The organism is Nostoc sp. PA-18-2419 (assembly GCF_005869855.1).
Classification (GTDB): domain Bacteria; phylum Cyanobacteriota; class Cyanobacteriia; order Cyanobacteriales; family Nostocaceae; genus Nostoc.
On the sequence record NZ_SZNH01000058.1, the window covers coordinates 1 to 23,932 of the forward strand.

Consider the following 23,932-nt stretch of genomic DNA (forward strand, 5'->3'; position numbering starts at 1 on the left):
GTGGTCTGTGGTCTCAAACCATCCTCTGACTTAACTTTGAATCAGCAAATTGAATTGGCAAATAAAAAATTGGTTGAGTGTAACTAACAACAAATTTTGCTAGATACTTATTATTAAGGGGTCTACTCTTTAGGAGACGAGAGCGGTGCTAAAGAATGTTTTGGTAGCTCTGGACGGTTCGGAAATAGCAGAACAAGTAATCCAGACTTTAGATGATTTGGCGTTTTCAAAAGATGCCAAGGTTATTCTTTGCCATGTATTTCCTACATCAGAGTCAGAGCTTGAATTACCCGCAGATCGTCCTCAGTCTGAGTCCCCAACATTTTCTTATTTTCATATTGAAAAACAGCTACAGTCATATCAGGAAAAGTTATCAATTCCTAGTGAGTTAGAATTGGTAACCGGCGATCCTGCTGAAGAGATTATTCGCCTTGCCAATATCTACAAAACTGACTTGATTGTAATTGGCAGTCGCGGATTGATGGGGATGAAGCGAATTGTTCAGGGTTCTGTTAGCAGTCAAGTTGTGGAAGAGGCTCATTGTTCGGTATTAGTGGTAAAGCCGAATTAGAATCACGTCAAAGCAAATAAGATAATGCGGCGATCGCAACAGGACAAACGAAGGGAGTATGGGGAGATTATAAAAACCTTCCCATCCCTCCCACACTCATACCTTTACATCCACTGCATTCAATGTTTTTAATTTGCTAAAAATTGACGCAAACTCAACAAATTCAGGGTTTGACCCAAATTCAACGGCAAAACTGAGACTCCTTCCAAGCGGGACTGTATCCAACCTTCTCCCCAGTACCATTCGTGAAACCCGTCAATACCTCCCGACAGTAGTAAGCGGAGGCAATTGGATTTTACAACGTCCACTTGATGATGAATCGCAACTGGTCCAGTCCAGGTAGTAAACTCAAATCCAGGAAGCAATTCTTCTGGCATTCCTGGCGCAAAGCGTTGCCCTACAAGCCATTTTGCTAGTTGCGTTGGATGCAATAGACTGTCACGAATTGCATCTGTTGGTGCTTCAATTTCGATTCGCAGTTGGCTTTGTTGAAAATTACCCAGCATTTTCCAGGATTACCTAAAGGTGAGACATCACTATCTCTAATATTGCAAATAGTTTTTGTTATTAGTCATTGTCATTTGCAAATAACTAATGACCTGGCGTCAAGTTTGCCAAATTGTACTTCAACTATAGCACTTGCTACCCTACGGCTTCTCCGTAAGGTAGCAAGTGGCATTCATTTGAGCAACGAAACCTAAGACTAAGAATTCCTAGTTTTGTTGAGTTTCACTACGTGAAACCTAACCCAGAAATATTTTTATTTTTTTGGAGTAATTAATTAAATATAGTGCTAATGACTAGTAACAGCCGTTTATTTGCGTAACACCACTTATCTACCAATAGAGAACTTAGAATAGAAAGGTGGACTTGTTAAGAAATGTAAGGTTATTCATGGCGGATCAGTTAATTCGTGCAACAGCTGGCGAAGGTGGGATTCGTGCGGTAGGCGTAATCACCACACGTTTAACAGAAGAAGCACGAGGGCGACACAAGCTTTCCTATGTAGCAACGGCAGCACTAGGGCGGACGATGGCGGCAGGCTTGTTGATGGCTTCTAGCATGAAGCGTACTGGGTCGAGGGTCAACGTCCGAGTCAAGGGCGATGGACCTTTGGGTGGCATATTGGTAGATGCAGGTTTAGATGGCACGGTACGTGGATATGTGGCGAATCCATCTGTGGAATTGCCTCCCAACGCTAAAGGCAAGCTAGACGTTGGTGGTGCAGTGGGTAGCGGTTACCTCTACGTTGTTCGCGATATCGGTTATGGTTTTCCTTACTCTAGTACTGTAGAACTAGTTTCTGGAGAAATTGGGGATGATGTTGCTCATTATCTGCTAAATTCTGAACAAACTCCTTCAGCTTTAGTTTTAGGCGTGTTTGTGGGAGCAGAAGGAGTAACGGCTGCTGGAGGATTACTGGTACAAGTGTTACCCAAAGCTGGAACAGATGAAGCCTTAGTAGAAAAACTAGAATCACGGGTAGCTGGTTTAGCAGGATTTACGCCGTTGCTGCAAGCTGGGAAAACTTTACCTGAAATATTTGAGGACTTGCTAGGAGATATGGGGCTAGTAATCTTTCCCGAAAGGCAAATGCTGCGCTTCCACTGCGGTTGTTCTTTTGATCGCGCTTTAGGGGCACTGAAAATTTTGGGAGAAGCCGAACTGCAAGATATGATTATTAAAGATGATGGTGCTGAAGCAACTTGCGATTTTTGCGGCAACGTTTATCACGCAAGTAGCGAGCGCTTAGCTCAGCTAATTGCCGATTTGCAAGCCGAATCTACTATTTCAGGAGAAAGTATAAAACAAGACTAAAATTTTAGAGTTTTAATGGTATCTGTTGGGGTAAATAATCAAAAAAGTAGCTTTTTAATCGTGAGAAAGCTACTATGGCAACAATGGAATTATCGACCTAAAACAGAAAGCTATTCAATTATTTTGGTGTGAGAAATGACAGAGCGGGATATTCCAGACGGTTGGTCAGGAGGCAGAGCAAGAGACCCAGATCAAGATACCAGATTATCCCGAATAGAGCAATTCGGTGAAACTCAACCATTTGACGTGCCTGCTACTGGTTCTAACTCTAAGTCAGTGAAGCGGCCAAAGCAAAGCAATTCTGTTGGCAAAGATAGTCATTCACAAGAAACTACCCAACCTAGTAAAAGTTATCGGAAATGGCCACGCTGGACGAAAAGTTGGATATTGTGGTCATTTTTGTTAATTTCGATTCCTGGTAGTGTAGCATTCTTAGCAACCGCAATGCTGCTGAAGTTGCCAGCTGCCCCTAATTGCCCATCGATTTTCTGGCCTCTGGCTAGTGCTTCGGTACGGTTGCACTGCGCTCAATTGGCAGCTTCTAAAGATACAGTAAATGACCTGCTGCAAGCGATCGCTCTGGTGAAGGAATTACCAAAAAATCACCCGTTACACGCAGAAATTAATCGTTTCATCGAAGAATGGTCGCGGGATATTTTGAAGCTAGCCGATCAAAGTTTCCAAACAGGGAATTTAGACGAAGCGATCGCCACTGCTCGCAAAATACCAGAAGAAGTTGCAGCCTATAAACTAGTCAACGAGCAAATTGATAAATGGCAAACAATTTGGTCGAAGGCAGATGGCATTTACAACAGTGCCATCGCCGAAGTACGCCAATTACACTGGCAATCGGCCTTTATGTTGTCCGCGAGAATGCTACGTGTAGATAATCAATATTGGGCGGGTACTAAATACGACCAATTGAATCACATCATTGCCACAGCCCGCGAAGATGGCGATAAGTTAGGAAAAGCCGAAAATTTAGCAAACAGCAAAGTTGTTGATAATTTACTAGAATCGATTAAGCTTGCCGAGTCCATTGGGCAAGAAAGTTACCTTTACCAAAAAGCTCAAGAAGCGATTCCGGCATTCGGACGTAAAATGCTGGCATTGGCACAGGCAAAATTAGATCAGCGAGATGCAGATGAAGCGCTGAATATTGCTAGACAAATTCCCGAAAGTACGAAACTCCAAGCCGAAACAGATGACTTTATCGCCATAGCCGATGCTAAAAGAAGTGCTTGGCTGGGTAACGTTTCTGGTTTAGAAGCAGCGATCGCCCAAGCACAACAAATCGATCCTTCAAGACCAGTATATGGGGAAGCGCAGCAGTTAATTGCTCGTTGGCAGCTAGAAATCGAAGATGTTGCCCATCTAGAAAAAGCCAGAGTATTGGCTAGCCAAGGAACAGTGAATAATTTAACAGCAGCGATCGCTCAAGTGCAACTCATCCCTGCTAGCAACCCCAGAGGAACAGAAGCTAGGCAAGAAATGAGTCGCTGGCGTGCCCAAATAGAGACAATCGAAGACCAACCTTATTTAGAACGTGCCGAACAAATCGCAATATTTGAGGATATTAACTCATTACAAGCTGCGATCGCCCAAGCTAGTCAAATACGTAGCGGTCGTGCATTATATCCAGAAGCACGCCGAAAAATTCGCACTTGGACCGCAAAAATTCAGCAAATTGAAGACCAACCCTACTTAGATCAGGCACGAGAACTGGCTCAGAGTGGAAATCTCACTGCTGCCATTAGTGCAGCTCAACAAATCGCATCCTCAGGAAGGTCGCTTTCTGGCGAAGCACAAACTGCTATTGATGACTGGCAAGGACAAATCCGCACCAGAGAAAACTGGACAAAAGCCCAGCAGACGGCAACTGTTGGCACACCAGAAGCCTTGGCTGAGGCAATACGATTAGCAGATCGCGTTTCAAATAATAGCATCCTCCGCATGGATGCCAATCTCGCCATTGACCAATGGAGTCAGCAATTATTAGACATAGCACGTTCTCAAGGTCAGTCTGATATTGCTAGAGGAATTGGGATTGCCAAGTCCATTCCCCGCGGTAGTGCTGCTTATAATGCGGCGCAAGACCAAATTAAGACTTGGCAGCAATTTCTCAATCCTCAACCACAACCTTCGCTTCCAGTGGAGTCTCCCCAATCGTCGCCATCAACGACTACTATTGGTCAGTGATTGTTTATATTTGGAAGTTGCGTATAAAATATTACGCTTGGTTTAGAAAACTTGTCGGGTGTGTTATTGTCCAGGGTAGGGCATTATCCCAAATTTTTAGTGGGTTATCGATGTTAGTCATAACGCACCCTACCAAATAAAAGCTGATAATGCCTAATCCTCAATCACCGATCGCTTCTCCCCATTCTTTAATCACAGCAAATAGTGATGAATAATCATCTTCAGCAAATGACATTTTCATGGCTGTTTGCAAGATTTGTCGTACTCCTTTAACACTACTGAGATCTAAACTCAGAGACTTTGCTTCGCAGATAAACAATTCTGTATCTTTGAGCAAGTGCTTTGTAGGGAAATTAGGATCGGCATAATTACCATCCAACATCCGTTGTAGTTTTTTGTCAAAGGTAGGCGCATAAAGTGAACTGTCGCGCAAGATTTGCATAAACATATCCACATTCACACCTTGACGCTGGACAAAAGCTAGACTCAAAGCGAAGCTACTTGTTAGGGAAGCTATTAGTTGATTGAGTGCCAATTTTAGCCCCGCCGCAGTCCCCACAGGCCCGACAAGTAAAGGTTCTGTGCCAAAATTTTGCAGTAAGTTTAAGTGGCGTTGATATTGTTCTGGTTCGGCGCCTACCATAACAATTAACTTACCTGCTTTTGCTTCGGGAATACTCCCTAATACAGGTGCTTCTATATACTCACCACCACCTGCAACAACTGCATCTCTAATTTCCTGGCTTTGGGTGGGAGTAATTGTTCCCATTTGAATGATAGTGCGCCCTTTAAGAGTTTGCGAAGCTCTATCTGAAAGCAAGACATTATAAATGGCTGGGGCATTAGTAAGCATCAGAATTACATACTCAGCAGCACTAATGGCGTAGCGGGGGTGTGTGACAATTTCAGCCCCAGCTGCTTGGAGTGGTGCTAATTTTTCTGGGGTACGATTATAGGCAACTAGCTGTATATCTGCGGCTAATAACCTTTGAGCCATTGGTAGTCCCATCAGTCCAGTTCCCAGAAATGCTACCTTCATTTTTTACGTTCCTCTGGTACAGCGTAGGCGTAGTCTTCGTAGATATTGGGTTTTTAGAAGAATTATCAGTTCCTATTGATACAACATAATTCAGAATAAAATAGGCTTTATCCCTGGTTATCAAACCTAGTTTATATACTTTATCTTTCTTGAAATCGGCTGTAACTGATAACTGATATGCGATTACTTCAGCCACCTGCGGCAAAAGTCAGCATAATCAAAACTGAAAGTAAAATACCTGGAGTAAGTAGTGTTACTAACATAAATAGGTCATGACTAGACATAATTATTACTTACCTGTTGTGTTTAAGTTTACAGTAATTACTGTTATGCTAGTCTAAATAAAACTAATACTGCATTCTTAAATAGAGTTTTAACTTTTCAAAATTTGGGTTTACTCTGGCAGGGTCAATCCTTTTAGTGGTTGAGAAATTTCTGTTTTGTGGAGATTTTTGCTCTGAATCAAGACTCCAAAACCACCTACTCCTGTAGGATCTAAAAGCTGATGTAGTGCGTCCCGCCGCTGTAGTAATTGCGAGAGGGGTTGCTTTTGAGAGGAAACAGCAGCAATTCGTTCGCCTAATCCCAAGGCCATCAAAAATAGACCTTGCTGGATAAAACCAACGTTCTCTAAACCACAGCGATCGCCCCAGCGTTCTAAAGCTGTAAACTCAACATGGGCAGTGATATCTTGTCGGCCGATATTGATATAGGGGTTGTCATGGAAACGATGGTGGTAGTAACACTGTAGCGTTCCTTGCGATCGCCTGGGATTGTAGTAGCGAGTGGCGGGGTAGCCATAATCAATTGTTAACACATAGCCGCGTTGCAAGCGGTCTGCTACTATACTCAACCAGTTTAGAGCAGCTAAATTAATTTCACTGCGGTAACCATTTGGGTAGGCACCTGAAGTTAAATCGATTTCTACTAAGTCGAAATATTTTTCTAACTCAGGTGTAGAGGGTTTGTCTGTGACTTCTAGAAATGATGAATATGGGGCATTGGTTGCTTTTTCATCCTTATCTGTTGTTAGATAAATTTCTCGCAGTTGCCCTGCTTCTAAAGTGAATTGATGCACTGGGAAGGCATCGACTAACTCATTAGAAAAAAAGCAGCCAGCGATCGCCCCAGATGGGATATCCTCTAGATTGCACCAACGCACAGGCAAATCTTGTAAGCGTTGCAGCTGTTGTTGCCTTAAAGTTGGTGACTTTTCTACAATCACATACTCTAGGGCGGTAAAAAAATCTTGGTAGTGTAGCTGGTAATACTTGAGGATATGCAATGCCAGCAGTCCTTGACCTGCTCCCATCTCTACTAAAGAAAACGGCACAGGTCGCCCTAAAATTTCCCACATTTGCAAAAATTGTTCTGCAAGTAATTCGCCAAAGTCAGCGCTGAGGTTGGGAGAAGTAAAAAAATCACTATTTTGAAAGCCAATTTTGACTGCATCACTGGAATAATAGCCGTATTCAGGGTGATATAGCGCCATATCCATGAATTCGGCAAAAGTAATTCGCTGTTGGGGACTAGTGGCAATCTGTTTGGCTATGGCTGCACACAGCAAGGGATTGGAATTCATCAAATTTCAGATAAAGATATTGAGAAAATAAATGAATTATGAATAATGCAAAACAAAATTCATAATTCATAATTTCCTTAACAGTCTACAAACCTCATAATATCGATCGCTATGCTATGAGCGCTGGCACTCATTGACAGACAAAACTTGAGAAGTTTGCAGTTCAATAAGAATCCCCCACTAAGGCAACGCCAGAAAATGGGTCAGCACCTATGTACTTAAGATTCTTATGTCAATACTTCTTTCAAAGCAGAAATTGAGGGTGCAAAGAAGTAGCCGCCACCAGTGGGAATCACCCAGTCTTCACGTGCAGTCAGTTCCTTGGTTTGAGGTTTATCTTGGTCATCCTCAAAGTGGATAAAGAACTTTCGTGTGCGATCGCCACCTGGTTTATTATTTTCACTTTGACCAATAATCGGATCGTGACCAAGAGTCAATTTACCATCAAACTCGTGACCTTTAGCCGCCTCCTTACTGAAGTCTGGATCGTTAGCCCAGAACTTAGTGACAAACTCAAACTGGTCTTCAATCGAGGTTTGATAAGCCAAAAAGTGGAGACCGCGATCGACAAAGTTCGGGTCTTGTAGCGGATTGTTTGGCGTGGAAGGAGACACTGGGCCATAGGGAATGCCGCGACGGAGCAAGCGGTGTGTTTGAGTGGTTACTTCACTGCGGTCAATCTCTTCTGGACCTGGGCCTCCACCTCCTGGTGTTTTGTCATTGCGTGGATAAGTCTTGCGGGTATGGGCAATAAACGGGCAGCGCAGACCCGTTGCATCTTTGGAAGGTGGAACTACATCGTTTTTGAAGAATTTTCCATCAGGTAAATCGTCACCGTTAAATTCAAAATCATTATTGGCATTGTCATCATTACCCAAATTTGGGGCGTCTTCTTCAGGCGTGCGGACAGTGGGAGCACCACTGGGCCACCGACCAATCAGCTTTGCGCTCACCTTTCGAGGGTCGGTGTCTAGGTCAGCAGCAGTGTCATTCAAAAACTTGTGGAACTTATATACATCTTGACGCAATCGCCGGAATACCAAGTAGGAGCCATCATTCGCCCAGTGTAATCCTGCTGACACAACCTGACCTTTGCTATGTTCCAACTTTTTAGCATCATTGTTCTGACCTTCATAGCCAAAAACGAACTCTCCTGGCCAGAGAAGATCCTGTCCTGGTTTACCCTGGTTTTTATTCTCTGGATTCTGCCGAGGAGTCAGAAGTTCTTTCGGATTATCAGCAACCCGGCCACGAATACCTGGTTGTGATATTCCATCCAAGTTGCCAAAATGCTCATGTCCAGTTAGAGGTGCAGGTAAGCTGGCTCCTTCTTCCAAGAAGGTAATTCTAGTTCCGCTGCTTTTAGCGTTGCCTTTTTCATCTGTAAATGCCACAACGCTTTCTAAAATCCGCGAGACTTCAGCTAACAAGTCGGCGCGTTCGTCGCTGGCAATAATGAAAACCACATCAACTTTGCCATTATCCGGCCCACCCACAACCCAGCCAATGGGCTTACCATCTTTGTCTACTGGGTCATTGAGTTCAGCAGCACGTGCTGCTAGCCCAGCTTTAAAGGCTTTATCCGTAAATGAGTCGGCATCATTGGTTAGTTTCTTCAGCCCGTCAAAGGAAAAAGCTACATTGACCCAGGTTGCTTTAACAGTACCTTCGCCGCCTCGTCGTTGTCTGGTGGATTTAAATAAGCGGTTGAAGGCAATCACTTCTGAGGCAGTGGCAATGAAATTGATCTGTGACTTAAGCCAGTGCTTGAAGGCATTTGGATTTTCAATTTCAAGGAATAAAAGCGCTTGGTAGTCTTTATTGAACCCACCGAGAATGTTGCCTTGAATATTGTTAACATTGAGAATAGGCTCGTTAGGGGCAGGGACATAAAATGCGTTTGCCTGTTGACCTTCTAACGGTTCCGGAGCAGGTGCTTCACGAATTATTTGTTGTGTCACAATCAAAGTCCTGTTTATGGTAAAGCCTTTTGGCTTTTGGAGAATAAAAATGTGAAATCAGGTATCTGTGATGAGAACCTGTGTTAACTTATCGGATGTAGATAAAGGATTTATGCAGCAATTTTACTTATATTTCTTAGTTAAAAATATTGTGTTGCGTAACTAATAATACATAGTAAAAACGTGTCATAGATGATATTAAGCCTAATATAGCAAGAGTTTTGCTTATCTGCCCATCTCTATAACACGTATAAAGAAGTAAAAAAAATTACTTTATAGAATAGAAAATACAAGTAAGGAAGTTTTCGACTTAGACATTCACCAACGACACCAGCACACCATTGAGATCCCGGACGCGAGCAATTGTTTGTCCTCCAGGCTGGGTTTTAGGGGCATCTAGTGTTTTTGCGCCTGCTCCTATTGCTCTCATATAAGCGCTGCCAACATCAGGAGTAATAAATGATATCTGGATTAATGTCGGTGGTTGTGTGGCCTCGTTGGGATGGAAACCACTTGGAAATAACTTATGTGCTTCGCTACTGGAGGAGAAAGCCAATGTGGTGTTTCCGGTTTCGATTTCAGCCCAAATGAAGTGCCCCTTATCCACGAGAGTACGACGAACTAGACCAAAAGCTTTTTCGTAAAACTCAACCGTCTTAACTACATCGTCTACCCAGATAACCGTGTAACCAAATTTCACAATTTTTTCTCCTTATGTAGAAGAATCAGTGCTGGCGAGTATCTTCACTACTTAACTGTACGCGATTTGAATGCACAGTGGCTTAATTCACAAGAATATTACTGTATGTTGCTTAACTGACAAAATTGAAATCTACTGTATAAAAAATAGAGCAGTTGTATCGTAGTACAACTGCTTTAAAAAAGTACTTAGATTAATAATTTACCTATCCACAGAACCCATGATCACGTCAATACTGCCGAGAATCACTACGATATCTGCAACTTTCATCCCACGCAGTAAAGTTGGGAGAATCTGGAGATTGTTGAAGTCTGCTGCACGAATCTTCCAGCGTAAAGGGAAAACGTTATCATCACCTACGAGATAAATTCCCAATTCACCTTTACCACTTTCTACACGAGAGTAGATTTCACCTTTGGGAATTTTGAAGGTGGGGGAAACTTTTTTACCGATGTACTGGTAATCAAATGCATCCCATTCAGATTTTTTACCTGCCGCTAAGCGCTTGGCTTCGAGATTTTCGTAAGGGCCGCCAGGAAGTCCTTTGATTGCTTGGCGAATAATCTTCACAGATTCGCGCATTTCCCGCATCCGCACTACATAACGGGCAAAGCAATCACCGGCTGTTTCCCACTGCACGTCCCAGTCGAAATCGTCGTAGCATTCGTAATGGTCTACTTTCCGTAAATCCCACTTTACCCCAGATGCGCGTAACATGGGGCCAGAAAGTCCCCAGTTAAGTGCTTCTTCACGGGTGATAGTACCGATACCCTCAACGCGTCGCCGGAAGATGGGGTTATCTGTCACTAAGCGTTCGTACTCATCAATTTTGGGTAGTAAGTAATCGCAGAATTCTAGACATTTATCTACCCAACCATAAGGTAAATCAACTGCCACGCCACCAACGCGGAAGTAATTGTTGTTCACCATTCGGTAACCTGTGGCGGCTTCCCACAGATCATAAATCATCTCCCGTTCCCGGAATTGGTAAAAGAAGGGAGTTTGAGCGCCAACGTCTGCTAGGAAGGGACCAAACCACAGTAAGTGATTAGCAATGCGGTTCAACTCCAGCATGATGACGCGGATGTAGCTAGCGCGTTTGGGAACAGCAACACCTGCTAACTTTTCCGGCGCGTTGACGGTGACGGCTTCGTTGAACATTCCTGCAGCGTAGTCCCAGCGACTAACATAGGGGACATACATGACGTTAGTGCGGTTCTCAGCAATTTTTTCCATTCCCCGGTGCAGGTAGCCAATAACTGGTTCACAGTCAACAACATCCTCGCCATCCAGAGTCATGATTAACCGCAAAACCCCGTGCATTGAGGGGTGGTGTGGCCCCATATTTAGCACCATCGGTTCAGTGCGGGTTTCTATTCTGGTCATAGATTTTAGTGTTCTCCCGTTGTAAAAATTTTGAATTGAACCGCTTTGTCTACGAGACACTAGGTGAACGCGTAGCGTCCAGCACAGAAGATGCCAACTAGACCCAATTTATCTTGTCTGTCATGCCAAGCTAAGGTTTATCAAAGATTGACACTCTGATGGGGAGACGCAAGGACGCGAAAAATAAAAATTTTCCTATGTCCTGACATCAGTCCTGACCTGTCAATTTCAATTTGACAGACTTTCACAGGCAATACTTTTAGAGAAACTGCTCTATATGTATTGCCCATACAGGGGTATGTTTGAGAGGGGGTGACAGACGAGGGGTTTTACTTGATGTTTCATTTTGTTGCACTTCTTCAACTATTATATGGAAGCTGGATATCACGGACTTAAGGCGCAGGAATTTTTTCATGTACCAGTTTTGGGTAGGGAGATAATTGAAAATCTACTGGTGCATCCTAGCGGGCATTATTTAGATGTTACGGTAGGCGGTGGTGGTCACAGTCGCCTAATTTTAGAAGCTACACCAGATACACAATTAACAGCGATTGACCAAGATGAGGATGCTTTAGCAGCAGCACAGAAGAACTTAGCTGAATATGGAGAACGGGTACAATTTATTCATAGCAATTTTGCTGCTTACAAGTTTACCCCTAACACCTTTGATGGAATCGTCGCAGATTTGGGGGTGAGTTCTTACCATTTAGACCAGCCAGAAAGGGGTTTTAGCTTTCGCCACGCCGCGAGTTTGGATATGCGAATGGATAGACGAGCCTCGCTAACAGCTGCTGATGTAATTAATAATTGGGATGAAGCAGAATTAGCTGATATTTTCTTTAAGTACGGTGAAGAGAGATTATCGCGGCGCATTGCCAGGCGCATTATTGAACGGCGGCCGTTTTACACGACTGTTGACTTGGCTGAGGCGATCGCATTTTGTGTTCCCCCTAAATACCGTTATGGTAGAATTCACCCCGCTACCCGTGTTTTTCAAGCTCTGCGAATTGTCGTCAACGATGAGCTAAAATCCTTAGAAACTTTTTTGGATAAAGCACCAAACGCCCTTGTCCCTGGCGGCAAAATTGCGATTATTAGTTTTCACAGTCTAGAAGACCGTTTGGTGAAACATAGTTTGAGAAATTCATCTTTATTAAAGGTATTGACAAAAAAGCCAATTATTGCGAAGGAAGAGGAAATTGGTAAGAATCCGCGATCACGATCGGCCAAATTGAGGATTGCCGAGAGGAAACAGGAGTAATATCAACCTGCGATAGTCTTACGACAAAGACTTTTGACATTGCTTAATTGCAGTATAAATTACTCTGGTAACTTTTTAAAATACCGAAGCCCATAGCTAAAGTCCACTCAAGTGGACTCAAACCCTTGCTCAGTAATCTTTAGAAGGCTTTAGCTATGCAACCCACAAATTTATTCTTTAAGCAATTGTTAGGACTAGTGCAATATCTCAGTAAGTATACTTATGTGCTTTTTGCCAAGTTTTTTGTGATAAATGTCTAGACATTAACCGTAAATTTGTGGACGTAATAATGTAGTATGTTTGTAAAACATATATTGCGTAACACATAGAAAATTAAAAAATGAGCATAATAATCCAATCTTTTCCCTTCTACAACAGGTATGCAGGTATTAAGCACGACGTGCGGGTATATTCTGATGAGAAGGGTGGGAATAGCAAAATAGTCTTAGAAGATGTTGTATTAATACTGTTAGCGCAACCAACAAAACCAGCCGATACCAATGAGGCGATCGCCATTACAGAAGAAAAGATTGAACTAGCTACTATAAAGCCAACTGATTTTGACGGCTTGCACTTAGCTACAGTAGATCAAATGGAAGAATTTTACATCTGCTGTGATGAACTTGGAGACTATGGAAAACCTACTGTTTACGATCGCTTTGGCAAATGGTGGGTAGATATTCTTCGTGAGTTGATGGAAAAACGTTTAGCTCATATTGGCCGTTTAGTAAGTAGAGTGCCAGTTTGGGAGAAAGACTTAGATAAAACTCGAAGAATTTTTGGAGAGGAAGCCAAGAAAGAAATTGCTCTCAGAACATGGTTGGAGATGTATTACAAACTAAGTGTTGATTGGATGGTCACAGCTATTAGTTATAAAACAAGAAATAAAATGTCTCACCTTTACAGAGGAACTACCGGAGAGGTTCCAAACAACGTGAACTCTAGCAAAGAAAATGACCGGAGGGGACAAGCAGGCAACAACGTTTACACTCCTGAGACTTTTGTAGTAATCGCACCGGAAGTTGAAAAACTATTAGACAATCCCAAAAATTTACTAGAAGATGCTGCTGAAAATATTAAAAAATCCGATAAAGTAGAACAAGAAAGAAACCTAGTGAAAACATTGAGATTAGAAGGAAAATCAGATGATGAAATTATCGAGCAAATATGGAAAGTAACCCCACAATCAAATCTGGCAGAAGCAGAAGAAGAGGGCGAATATAGAAATTACCAATATGAGTTATTAAAAGTTTTTCTGGGATTTATTAAAAAGTAAATTATGTTAAAACAAGAAAAAGTTATTAGTTTGTTAGAATCACGAGAGCTAAAACCTGATAAGCGAACAATAGGAGGTAAATCAGACCTAGTAGTAAAACTAAATGATAATTATACTTTTACTATTCGAGAGCATAAAATAAAACCTGGGTATCTATACGCCAATCTTAAAAATGGAGATGTGTTGGCAGAATGGGTTGAACTCGATGAAGTGTCTTTACCTCTTGCTATTGATTACGTATACAGTTTTACTAAACCAAATATCAAACCGAATCTGCTGAGTAAACGAACTTTACTTTTGTGGATAAGTATTATCTGTTTTGTTATCTTAACAGGTCTGTCTGCTTATCTGATTGCGAAAAATACAAGTAACTGTAATTGTCAACAATCCACTTCATCCTTAAAATAACTAGTTATTTTATTTTGACTAAAAATTTTTAATGATGAATTGCAGTGATAAATTTTGGCGTGTACTCCTCTTAGAATTAAAGGTAGATATTTTTGGCTGTCCCTTATTGGACAAGTTGACAGTAATTCGTTAAGAAGATGCGATCGCTCATCAATGTTGTAGGTAAATAATCGTTAACTCCCAACCAATACTCGTGTGTAATAGTTAAATATACTTGCCACAATTGCTTAAGAATATATGCTAAGTCAGATTCGGTGATAGCTATACCAGTATCTTGAGCTGCGATCGCAATTCTCCAGAAATATTGGGTTTTGTTTCTTAACCTAACTTATGATTATCTGCGGTTTGTTAAAAAAATAATTTACACAATTCATTTAGAATTGTTATATATCTAGGTAAAAAAATTAACCAACTAAAAAAACCGTCACTATGGTAATTAGGACGGTTTAGTTAAGCAATCGGAGGGTAATTACAGGTTACTTTGCTAATAAATGAAATTGCTGTAACGAAGTTTGCACTTTTAAATTAGGAATAAGGGATTGGGTATTGAGAAAGTGTTTTGAAGTATTTATTTTCTAGTCCTTAGTTCCCAGTTCCTAATTTCTTGCGTAAACACTCATTGGCTCCTTAATAAACCGAGTGTAAAGATGCTTAAACGTAGATTTAATCACGCGGGGCATACCAAAATCAATGGGCATTAACTTGTCTGGTAGCCGCCAATCTTCTATTTTTAATAAGTCAGGATTTAAATGTGGAAACTCTATATCAGCAAGTTCTGGACAAACTCCTAATTTTTGGGAAGCTGCAACTGTAGGCACTTGTTCGGGAGGAACATTCAGGATTTCTACTATTGCTCTATCGAGGGCAAATATATCTGATGCAGCTGCTAAGATGCCCAATTGGCGAGGTTCACCGTTACTAGGGCCGTTACCTTCATGACCGATAATGCCATCTAATATGGTTAAGTTAGGGTTAATTGCCCTGGCAGTTTCTACTAACATTTGGGCAAATTTATTGGCGTCTTTTCCGGCTTCCATGTGCCACCAAGCTTTCATTTTGCCGGGAACGCAACCAAACAAGTTTTTTACGCCCAGCGTTAATGTCAACTGGACATGGGATTTGACTTTGGGTAGGTTAATCACCACATCTGCTTCCATCGCTTCTTTAGACAGCCGTAGATGATTAAAATTCTCGCTCACAGTTTGGTAACGCTGACCGTGAAAATCGATAATGGGAACGTTGAGTTCTTCTAAAATAGGCAGATAGCCATTTGCCACTGCTACTCCCTTGGCACTACCAAAAGCCGGACTATCACCCAAAAATGGCTTACCGCCAACTTCAATTACTATTTGGGCAACTGCGTAAACTAGTTCTGCACGGGTGATACACTCTTTACCAGGACGCGCACCTGTGAGCAGATTGGGTTTGAGTAAAACGCGATCGCCTTTTTTCACAAATGCTGCCATTCCTCCAAAAGGTTCCAGCAGTGTCACTAAAGATTCTCGTAAAGCCTCTGGTTCGTAAGAAGTAGCCTGGATGAGGCTAACAGATGGTTTTTGAGTTTGCATATATAGGGGATAGGGATTAAGGACTGGGGATTGGGGAGATAGGGAGATGGGGAGAATAATAATTCCAAACTCTTAACTTCCAATGCCCCATGCCCTAATACCCTATTATTCTGCCTTAAGCGGTAAGATAGCACTCATTTGTTCTAGATTTAAGACTGTGGCTAAGTCTGCTTCACTCATTAATCCTCGTTCTAGGACGATTTGCCGTAGGGATTTACCAGTTTCTAAAGATTCTTTGGCGACAGTTGCGGCATTTAAATAACCGATGTGGGTGTTGAGTGCGGTTACTAAAGCTAAACTGCCTTCGGCGTATGCTAAACAACGTTCTTTATTGGCTGTAATTCCCTGGATGCAACGTTTGGTAAGTGCGACGATGGTATTACCCAGAATTTCGATGCTGTGAATTAAGTTATAGGCAATCAGGGGCATCATCACATTTAGTTCTAATTGTCCTGCTTGGGCGGCTAAGGCGATCGCATTGTCGTAACCCATCACCTGAAAACACACCATTGATGTCATCTCTGCCATCACTGGGTTGTATTTCCCTGGCATAATTGAAGAACCTGGTTGCACTGGGGGCAGTTGAATTTCTTTCAAACCAGTTTTTGGCCCGGAATCCATCAACCGCAAGTCATGAGATATTTTAGCTAAGTCCTGCGCTAAGTTCCGCAAAGCACCGGAAACATTGACAAATGGTGCCATACTTTGCATAGCTGCCATCAAATGCGGTGCAGGTTCTAATGGAGTGTCAATTAATTCGGAGAGAACTTCGACGACACGGGCGCGATACAAAGGATGAGTATTTAACCCCGTTCCGGCGGCACTACCTCCCAAACCCAGCACCATCAAATCTCCAGAGGCGGTGTAAATCCGGTTTTGATGTTCTGTGAGGATTTGCGCCCAAGCCCGAAAATTTTCACCCAAACGCACTGGTACAGCATCTTGTAAGTGAGTTCTACCAGATTTGACGATATTTTGAAATTCTTCAGCCTTGTTTTCTAAAGAAGCGATCGCTTCTTCTAAAGCTGGGTGTAATGTGTGATCAAGTGCCAATAAACCGCCAATTCTAATTGCCGTTGGAATCACATCATTGGTAGACTGCCCATAGTTAACGTGGTCATTAGGACTAACACGTTTATAATTGCCTTTTTCTTCACCGAGAATTTCTAAGGCACGATTGGCTAGAACTTCGTTGACATTCATGTGGTGAGAAGTTCCAGCACCTGCTTGATAAACATCTACAACAAATTGTTCGCGCAATTTCCCGGCTAAGATTTCATCAGTTGCTTGAACTATTGCCTGACTAATATCTTGGGCAATGCAATTTAGTTCTCCATTCACAATTGCCGTAGCTTTTTTAATTAAAAGACAAGCATCTACGTAAGTAGGCAAAGGTTTGATGCCACTGATTGGGAAATTTTCAACTGCCCGCAGTGTTTGAATGCCGTAATAAACGCTACTAGCAATTTGGCGATCGCCCATTGAATCACGTTCGATGCGAAATTCTGAGTCTGTGTGTTGAGTCATAGTATTGTTTTAAAGAGCTTCAGAAAACAGATTTTCCCACGCTTAGCGGGAAACTGGGGACTAAGGACTGGGGAAGAGTTTTCCTAACCCAATGTCTCATGCCCCATCATGCCCCATGCCCTATGTCTAATACCCTATGACTTTACCCAACTGGATTACTTTCTCCCGCCTTCTGGGTGTACCATTTTTGCTTTACGGCTTATATAATCCCACGCCTGAAGCTAAGTGGATATGCTTGACAATTTTTCTGATTGCTGCATCGACTGATTGGTTAGATGGTTACTTAGCGCGGAAACTCAACCAGATTAGTGATTTAGGGAAGTTTCTTGACCCCTTGGTGGATAAATTTTTAGTACTTGCGCCATTGATGGTGTTGATTGAACTGGGGAAAGTGCCGGCTTGGGGAGTGTTTTTGATTTTAGCGCGGGAATTGGCGATCGCTGGTTGGCGGGTAAATCAAACGACGATTACGGGGGCGAATATTTGGGGTAAACTCAAAACCATTAGTCAAATAGTGGCGATCGCACTGCTGATTGCACCTCTACCTGAAGTCTGGAAAATTGTATCTTTGATTGCCTTTTGGATTTCTGTTGGTTTGACGTTAATATCTGGGGCAATTTACCTTATACCACAAAAAACTACCACTGCTGATTGAAAACATCTAAGGAAAACCACTGCCAGAACCTTTAACTGCAAACTTTTGTTTTCAGTTTATGTCATCTTCATCGTAATTATTATCAGTTATAACTAACTTTATTCTCACGATAATAAACACTGATTGGCGAATAAATCAAACAACAATTACCAGGATAAAATTTTGGGTAAACTCAAAACTGTTAATCAAATAGTGGCATTAGCATAAGGCTATTTTCATGTTTAGTTATTTGGTGTGCGGCGAGTTTGCAAACGCCATTGCTTGTGAGAGTTGCGTAAGTTCTGTTTACTATATTCTCTAATCACCAATCCCTAAAAATCATAGCTAGGTAATCCGGTAACATCAGTTTGCATAGCGAACAAATCACCAGAGTAGAAACTTTTGTCAATCTCGGCTTGGCTAAGTCCAATTGAAGCGGTAGTGATGTAGAGTGTTTGCAAATCTTCGCCACCAAAAGTACAACTGGTTACGAGTGGAACGGGTAGATTAATCCGCAATATCTCTTCACCCTTGGGATTGAAACGAATCACACACCATCCATTCCACATAGCTGACCAAATATTTCCTTGAGCATCTATCGTTAATCCATCTGGATGGAAAGATTCATCAATTAAATCAACAAAAATTCGGCGGTTGGTAATATTACCTGTTACTGAATCAAAGTCATAGGCATATATTTTTTGGTCAGGAGAATCAGCCAAGTAAAATGTCTTTTGATCGGGACTCCAACCCAAACCATTAGAGATAGTCAATCCCGTTTCCATCACATGTAATGAACCGTCAGCATCATAACGATAGAGGCTAGCGTGGGGTTTTTCTATAGAAGACATTGAGCCAAACCAAAAGCGACCTTGGGGGTCACATTTGCCATCGTTGAGCCGATTATTTGGGGGGTTATCTTCAATTTCTAAGATTGGGCTAATTTCACCTGTCTGAGTGTTGAGAAATGCTAGGTGATGACGCAGTGTGATAATTAATCTATCTGTACCAGCTGTTGCGATCGCACCTACCACATCTCCCACATCAAAAAAGCTATTTTTCCCTGTTACTGGGTCGAATTGATGCACTTTATGGTTATAAGTATCTATCCAGTAAAGTTGCTTTTTAGTCGAATCCCAAATTGGCCCTTCACCCAACCGGGCACGGGCTTCTAAAACATTGTGGAGTGGATATTGCAAAACCTGGCTCATTATATCAACCAAAAAGAGTATTGACAGAAAATAATTTCACTAACTTGAGGTAATTCTCAAAAAGATTTGCCTAAACTAATAGAGAAAATTTTTATTTCTGTTCCAGTAAAAACTAAAAGTGCAATTTATCGCGTCTTTCCCAGGTAGAAGAAAGTATTTTTCTTTTGATAGTCAAACCTTTATTACAATCCGTTAACTTAAGATTATTTGCTCAGAATTCCTTATGTACCAGTTTGGGGCTTTGGCAAGGCACTTACGAAGGTATCGAACGCTAGTAGTTACGTTGGTACAATCAAACAGGAAATTGAATTTCTAGGCACCTAGAACCAGAAAGTCGACGAGCCGAACGAGAAAAACAACGTGTTGATAAGTTAGCGGCGAAGTTGCGAGAATTGGAAATTAACTCTGATGAAGAGTAGTAGGTAATTGGTTTATTCCCATTACCTATAACTAATTACGCTTTAATGCTTGTGTTGGTCGTTGACTGCTGACTCTCAGCAGTCAACAAACCTTATAATTAAACAGCTTGTAAAATCTCCTCATCCACAGAAAAATCAATATCGGCTCCATCTCGACTAGAAGCCAGATAATCATTCTTGAAAGAGTCTTGTAATCCAGAAATTAAATCATATTCCGGATGCCAGTTTAGTTCTGTTTCTGCTTTGGTCACCGAAGCAAAGAAATGCTGCATCCGCATCGGAAAAGCTTTGCGCTTGCCGAAATCAAACTTTTTCGGGTCGTAATGGACAATTTTCACAGCATCAGGTGATTTGCCAGCCGCTACAGCACTAGCACGGGCTAAACCATCAAAAGTGACAAAGCGATCGCCAGAAATATTATAAATCTGTCTTAGTGCCTGTTGATTGCCTAAAACTTGGGTCATTGCTTTTGCTAAATCTTTAACGTGACCTAACTGAGTGATATGCAATCCATTTCCGGGGATAGGAATCGGGCGATCGCGCACAATTCTATCAAAAAACCAGCTTTCTAAGTCATTATAATTACGTGGCCCGTAAATATAAGTAGGACGAATGGAAGTAAAAGGTAATCCCAATTGGCTGAGGTAAGCTTCGGTTTCATGCTTACCCAGGTGACGACTTTTCGGATCTACTGCATCACCCTCAACATGGGGGAGTTGGTCAGATTTGAGATACACTCCTGCTGAACTCATATATACAAAATGCTGCACCCGGTCTTGAAAAATCTCCGCTAATGGTTGAGTATCGCTGAGTTCTCGTCCATTATTGTCAAAAATGGCATCAAAATTTTCTTGTGATAATTTTACTTTTAATTGGGTAGTATCAGTGCGATCGCCTATAATTTGTCCTACTCCCTGTAAAGAAGGTGTTGGTCGATTTCCACGATTAAACAGCACCACCTCATGTCCTTGTTCTACTAGTAGTTGAGTCAAATAGATACCAATGAACCGAGTACCACCCATAATTAGAATTCGCATACCTTTTTCATTCCTACGTCAGTTTTCTTTTAGGGACTGGAAACTAGAGACTGGGTACTGGTAATTATGCAAGAGTTTTCTTACTACCTAATACGCAATACCCACTACCCAATTCCTAGTACAGCAGGGCGAAGATAAACAGACTATTCAAAATAGCGCAAAAGCCGAAAATACAATTGTTTTGACACTTCGACTTCGCTCAGTGTAAGATTTTGACTTTTGAATGCGTGACTTTTGACTTACGCGCAGCGGTACTAGTGCCCCATCTGAGGTTATCAGGTTGCAGTATCCATCTGGAACCTCTAAGGTAAAGATTGCGTCTAGCCCTTAATCTGGGGCGCTTCCCATTAGTTAATCACAACGGGAAACTTTTCAGTCAACCTCATAAGTTGCCTAACTATTTTCCATTCATTACAAGTTAGCTGTGCCCTTGAAATATGCTCTGGTTCATGAGTGGTTGACACCCAAAGCCACAGGTGGTTCAGAACTCGTTGTACGGGAAATTTTGAATCACATTGATGCTGATTTATATGCCCTCATCGATTTTGAATCTAGTAATCCTGAAAGTTATTTATACAAACGTCAGATTGGTAACACGTTTCTACAGCACTTTCCTTATGCCCGTAAAGGTATACAGCAGTACTTACCTTTGTGGCCTTTGGCAATTGAACAACTGGATTTGCGCCACTATGACGTAATTCTGTCTTCATCCCATGCTGTTGCCAAGGGAATCCTCACTACTCCAGAACAGTTGCATATTTGCTACTGTCACAGCCCTATGCGCTATGCCTGGGACTTGACCTTTGATTATCTACACCACAGTAAGCTCAGTAATGGTTTACCTGGCTGGGTGGCGCGATATTTATTACATCGCTTGCGTCAGTGGGATGTATTAAGTGCCAATCGTGTTGATTACTTTATTGCTAACTCGCAGCACACAGCACGGCGAATTTGGCGTTGTTATCGGCGAGAAGCAACGGTCATTTACCCACCTGTAAATATTGGAGAATTTCCATTTTCTCAGGAAAAAGAGGATTTTTATCTGACAGTTTCCCGCCTGGTAAGTTACAAGCAAGTATCGTTGATTGTGAAAGCTTTTAATCAACTAAAACGACCATTAGTAATAATTGGTACAGGAAATGAAATGAAAAAGATTTGTGAGATAGCAAACTCAAATATACAAATACTCGGCTGGCAACCCGATAATGTGGTAAAAAAATATATGGCTAGGGCTAAAGCGTTTGTTTATGCAGCTTGTGAAGATTTTGGTATTGCCTTAGTGGAGGCACAAGCCTGTGGCACGCCAGTAATTGCTTATGGTGCTGGGGGCGCTCTGGAAACAGTGCGAGATATTCGCTCTAGTGTAGATACAGGGACAGGTATATTCTTCAGGACACAAACACAAGCAGCTTTAGTGGAGGCAGTAGAAAAGTTTGAAGTATATCAGGGTTTGTTTAATTCCGAGTATATGCGCTCGCACGCCGCGCAGTTTTCGCCGCAAGTCTTTGCAGCTCGTTATCTAGATTTTGTAAACAAGTGCAACGAAAAAAGACCTTTTTGGAATAATGGTCTCGGTTAAGATACTTGTTTTTCAGGCTTTTGGCAATTTACCCCCAGAAGCATATCATTTTGGCTTTAAGATTGGGACTATGTGTGGTGTGGATTATTAAGGAGTATGATGACTGCCCAGAGCTCACTCCTCTCCGGCAAGCGAGGTGTACGGCAAGACACTAGAGCGTCTACGCGTACTCTTCTAAAACGCGGTCAAAAAACAAAGACGCCTAGAATTAAACCTATTAAACCTATTAAATCTAAAGGTTTATCTTTTCAAGGTTTAAACGGAGAGTTTGCTAAACGACTGTTCGATATAGTTTTTTCCCTGTCAGTGTTGATTTTATTTTTCCCTGTCTACTTAATCTTGGCCTTACTGATTGGTTTGAGTTCACAAGGTCCGATTTTTTATGTTCAGGAACGAGTGGGAAAAAACTACAAACCTTTTAACTGTATTAAATTCCGAACAATGGTCAGCAATGCGGACGAAATCCTAGTGCAAATGATGGAAACATCGCCCGAGTTGCGGCAAGAATTTGAGAACAGTTTTAAGTTGAAACAAGACCCACGGATTACTAAAATTGGTCGATTTTTGCGAATTACTAGTTTAGACGAATTTCCCCAGTTTTGGAACGTTTTAAAAGGGGATATGAGTGTAGTCGGCCCTCGCCCATTAGTAGCAGAAGAACTGCCAAAATATGGTCATCACATTGATGAAATTTTAACAATCCGTCCAGGAATTACTGGTTTGTGGCAGGTGTCTGGGCGTAATGACATTCCTTACCCTCGACGAGTTCAAATAGACCTGCACTATGTCAAATTCAGGAATTTTTGGCTTGACTTATGGATCATCTTGAAAACTGTTAATGTCGTCATGTTGCCTAAAAATAACGGGGCATACTGAAGTAGTTACTAAGAGATGATTCTGTGGGGCAGTCAATGCCCCTAAGTACTAATTTATTACTTTAAGATGGCAAAAGTTTATTAGACCTCTTGCAAAAGTCCTTCTTTGTGTTCTCTTGTGTGCGTTTCTGTCTTCGAAAGTTCTGATGCCTGCGGCAAGCCCAATGGGTTCGGGGGATCGCAATCGATGGAAACCGCCAAGACCGCGACCCCCTCACCGCAAAGCGTCTACCGATAGCGCAGCGTTAGCGAGTCTGCGAGCGTCGGAAGTCGGCGCTCAGACTTTCCGTTGCGCCTCTGCGTGAAACAAAAAAATATTTATGCAAGAGGTCTATTGTACTCAAGTTACTTTATTGAGTCTTAACAAAAATCAGAGATGACAAAATAACTGTAAATAATTACAAATAAATTTTTACATTCTCTACTTAAGTAGAGAATGTAAAAATATTTTTTATTAAGTATATTTATTTAAGATTTTTCAGATGAACTAGAACTCGTAGGTTTACCGTTAGGCAATTCAGCAATTACCTGCTAGGTTGTATCAGATCGTCTGTAACATTTTAATCAAATAGAATAAGGCATAAAAGAGTATGACGCAGAAAAAGCGAGCGTTAATCACAGGTATAACAGGTCAAGATGGTTCATATCTAAGCGAGTATTTACTAGAACTTGGTTATGAAGTTCATGGAATAATCAGACGCACTTCCACCTTCAACACAGACCGCATCGACCACATCTACCAAGACCCGCACCAACAAGGCGTGCAATTATTCCTGCACTACGGGGATTTGACAGATGGAACAACACTGCGACGCATCTTAGAAGAAGTCCAACCAGTAGAAATCTATAACCTGGGCGCTCAATCCCATGTCCGAGTCAGC

The 23,932-nt window shown here is 41.8% G+C and carries 21 protein-coding genes; 11 read left to right on the forward strand and 10 right to left on the reverse strand.

All coding sequences use genetic code 11. From position 1 onward, the window contains the following. Positions 1-145: 145 nt before the first annotated feature. Positions 146-571: a universal stress protein gene (locus FCR06_RS30100; RefSeq protein WP_138506349.1), complete on the forward strand. Its 426-nt coding sequence runs from the start codon at positions 146-148 to the stop codon at positions 569-571. Between the two features lie 128 nt (positions 572-699). Here the strand turns inward: FCR06_RS30100 and FCR06_RS30105 are convergent, their stop codons facing one another. Beyond that, the gene (locus tag FCR06_RS30105) at positions 700-1,077 is read right to left on the reverse strand and encodes a hypothetical protein (protein ID WP_138506351.1); all 378 of its coding nucleotides are present in this window, start codon (positions 1,075-1,077) and stop codon (positions 700-702) included. Positions 1,078-1,465: 388 nt separating this feature from the next. Between FCR06_RS30105 and hslO the strand changes: the two genes are divergently transcribed. Both hslO and FCR06_RS30115 read left to right on the forward strand, forming a co-directional pair. Then, entirely contained in the window at positions 1,466-2,389 is a 924-nt protein-coding gene (hslO, locus tag FCR06_RS30110; protein ID WP_138506354.1) for an Hsp33 family molecular chaperone HslO, read from the forward strand. Positions 2,390-2,524: 135 nt separating this feature from the next. Continuing rightward, positions 2,525-4,588, forward strand: a complete 2,064-nt coding sequence (locus tag FCR06_RS30115; protein WP_138506356.1) for a chromosome segregation ATPase — start codon at positions 2,525-2,527, stop codon at positions 4,586-4,588. Positions 4,589-4,748: 160 nt separating this feature from the next. Here the strand turns inward: FCR06_RS30115 and FCR06_RS30120 are convergent, their stop codons facing one another. The 5 genes from FCR06_RS30120 to FCR06_RS30140 form a co-directional block, all read right to left on the reverse strand. Beyond that, on the reverse strand, positions 4,749-5,627 hold the full coding sequence (locus tag FCR06_RS30120; RefSeq protein ID WP_138506358.1) for an NAD(P)-dependent oxidoreductase: 879 nt from the start codon (positions 5,625-5,627) through the stop codon (positions 4,749-4,751). A gap of 394 nt (positions 5,628-6,021) precedes the next feature. After that, complete coding sequence (locus FCR06_RS30125; RefSeq protein WP_138506360.1) at positions 6,022-7,209, reverse strand: class I SAM-dependent methyltransferase; 1,188 nt, start codon at positions 7,207-7,209, stop codon at positions 6,022-6,024. A gap of 227 nt (positions 7,210-7,436) precedes the next feature. Then, the gene (locus FCR06_RS30130; RefSeq protein ID WP_189523632.1) at positions 7,437-9,170 is read right to left on the reverse strand and encodes a Dyp-type peroxidase; all 1,734 of its coding nucleotides are present in this window, start codon (positions 9,168-9,170) and stop codon (positions 7,437-7,439) included. Between the two features lie 310 nt (positions 9,171-9,480). Next, entirely contained in the window at positions 9,481-9,870 is a 390-nt protein-coding gene (locus tag FCR06_RS30135) for a VOC family protein (RefSeq protein WP_138506364.1), read from the reverse strand. A gap of 201 nt (positions 9,871-10,071) precedes the next feature. Further along, complete coding sequence (locus FCR06_RS30140; protein WP_138506366.1) at positions 10,072-11,256, reverse strand: NAD(P)H-quinone oxidoreductase subunit H; 1,185 nt, start codon at positions 11,254-11,256, stop codon at positions 10,072-10,074. A gap of 370 nt (positions 11,257-11,626) precedes the next feature. On the opposite strand from FCR06_RS30140, the gene rsmH reads away from it, so the two are divergent. The 3 genes from rsmH (at position 11,627) to FCR06_RS30155 (ending at position 14,201) form a co-directional block, all read left to right on the forward strand. Further along, a complete protein-coding gene (gene rsmH / locus FCR06_RS30145; protein ID WP_138506368.1) occupies positions 11,627-12,517 on the forward strand; it encodes a 16S rRNA (cytosine(1402)-N(4))-methyltransferase RsmH in 891 nt (296 codons plus the stop codon). A gap of 340 nt (positions 12,518-12,857) precedes the next feature. Continuing rightward, positions 12,858-13,793 carry a hypothetical protein gene (locus FCR06_RS30150; protein ID WP_138506369.1) on the forward strand — a complete coding sequence of 312 codons (936 nt, stop codon included), beginning with the start codon at positions 12,858-12,860 and terminating at the stop codon, positions 13,791-13,793. Between the two features lie 3 nt (positions 13,794-13,796). Next, positions 13,797-14,201: a hypothetical protein gene (locus tag FCR06_RS30155; RefSeq protein WP_138506371.1), complete on the forward strand. Its 405-nt coding sequence runs from the start codon at positions 13,797-13,799 to the stop codon at positions 14,199-14,201. 596 nt (positions 14,202-14,797) lie between these two features. Here the strand turns inward: FCR06_RS30155 and FCR06_RS30160 are convergent. Next, complete coding sequence (locus FCR06_RS30160) at positions 14,798-15,769, reverse strand: DUF362 domain-containing protein (RefSeq protein WP_138506374.1); 972 nt, start codon at positions 15,767-15,769, stop codon at positions 14,798-14,800. Between the two features lie 105 nt (positions 15,770-15,874). After that, complete coding sequence (locus FCR06_RS30165; RefSeq protein ID WP_138506376.1) at positions 15,875-17,296, reverse strand: aspartate ammonia-lyase; 1,422 nt, start codon at positions 17,294-17,296, stop codon at positions 15,875-15,877. Between the two features lie 136 nt (positions 17,297-17,432). Between FCR06_RS30165 and pgsA the strand changes: the two genes are divergently transcribed. Next, the gene (gene pgsA, locus FCR06_RS30170) at positions 17,433-17,951 is read left to right on the forward strand and encodes a CDP-diacylglycerol--glycerol-3-phosphate 3-phosphatidyltransferase (protein ID WP_138506378.1); all 519 of its coding nucleotides are present in this window, start codon (positions 17,433-17,435) and stop codon (positions 17,949-17,951) included. Positions 17,952-18,262: 311 nt separating this feature from the next. Here pgsA and FCR06_RS30175 read toward each other — a convergent pair whose 3' ends face one another. Then, on the reverse strand, positions 18,263-19,141 hold the full coding sequence (locus FCR06_RS30175; RefSeq protein ID WP_138506380.1) for an SMP-30/gluconolactonase/LRE family protein: 879 nt from the start codon (positions 19,139-19,141) through the stop codon (positions 18,263-18,265). Between the two features lie 517 nt (positions 19,142-19,658). Beyond that, positions 19,659-20,597, reverse strand: a complete 939-nt coding sequence (locus FCR06_RS30180) for an NAD-dependent epimerase/dehydratase family protein (RefSeq protein WP_138506382.1) — start codon at positions 20,595-20,597, stop codon at positions 19,659-19,661. A 424-nt stretch (positions 20,598-21,021) separates the two neighbouring features. On the opposite strand from FCR06_RS30180, the gene FCR06_RS30185 reads away from it, so the two are divergent. From FCR06_RS30185 to FCR06_RS30195, 4 genes are all read left to right on the forward strand, one after another. Further along, positions 21,022-22,176 (forward strand): glycosyltransferase, encoded by a 1,155-nt coding sequence (locus tag FCR06_RS30185; RefSeq protein ID WP_138506384.1) that lies wholly within the window; start codon positions 21,022-21,024, stop codon positions 22,174-22,176. Between the two features lie 99 nt (positions 22,177-22,275). Beyond that, on the forward strand, positions 22,276-23,052 hold the full coding sequence (locus tag FCR06_RS30190) for a sugar transferase (RefSeq protein ID WP_138506388.1): 777 nt from the start codon (positions 22,276-22,278) through the stop codon (positions 23,050-23,052). A 145-nt stretch (positions 23,053-23,197) separates the two neighbouring features. Beyond that, the gene (locus FCR06_RS33175; RefSeq protein ID WP_189523633.1) at positions 23,198-23,356 is read left to right on the forward strand and encodes a hypothetical protein; all 159 of its coding nucleotides are present in this window, start codon (positions 23,198-23,200) and stop codon (positions 23,354-23,356) included. A gap of 285 nt (positions 23,357-23,641) precedes the next feature. Continuing rightward, positions 23,642-23,932 (forward strand): GDP-mannose 4,6-dehydratase (locus FCR06_RS30195; protein ID WP_138506386.1); only part of this gene is annotated, 291 nt, incomplete at its 3' end.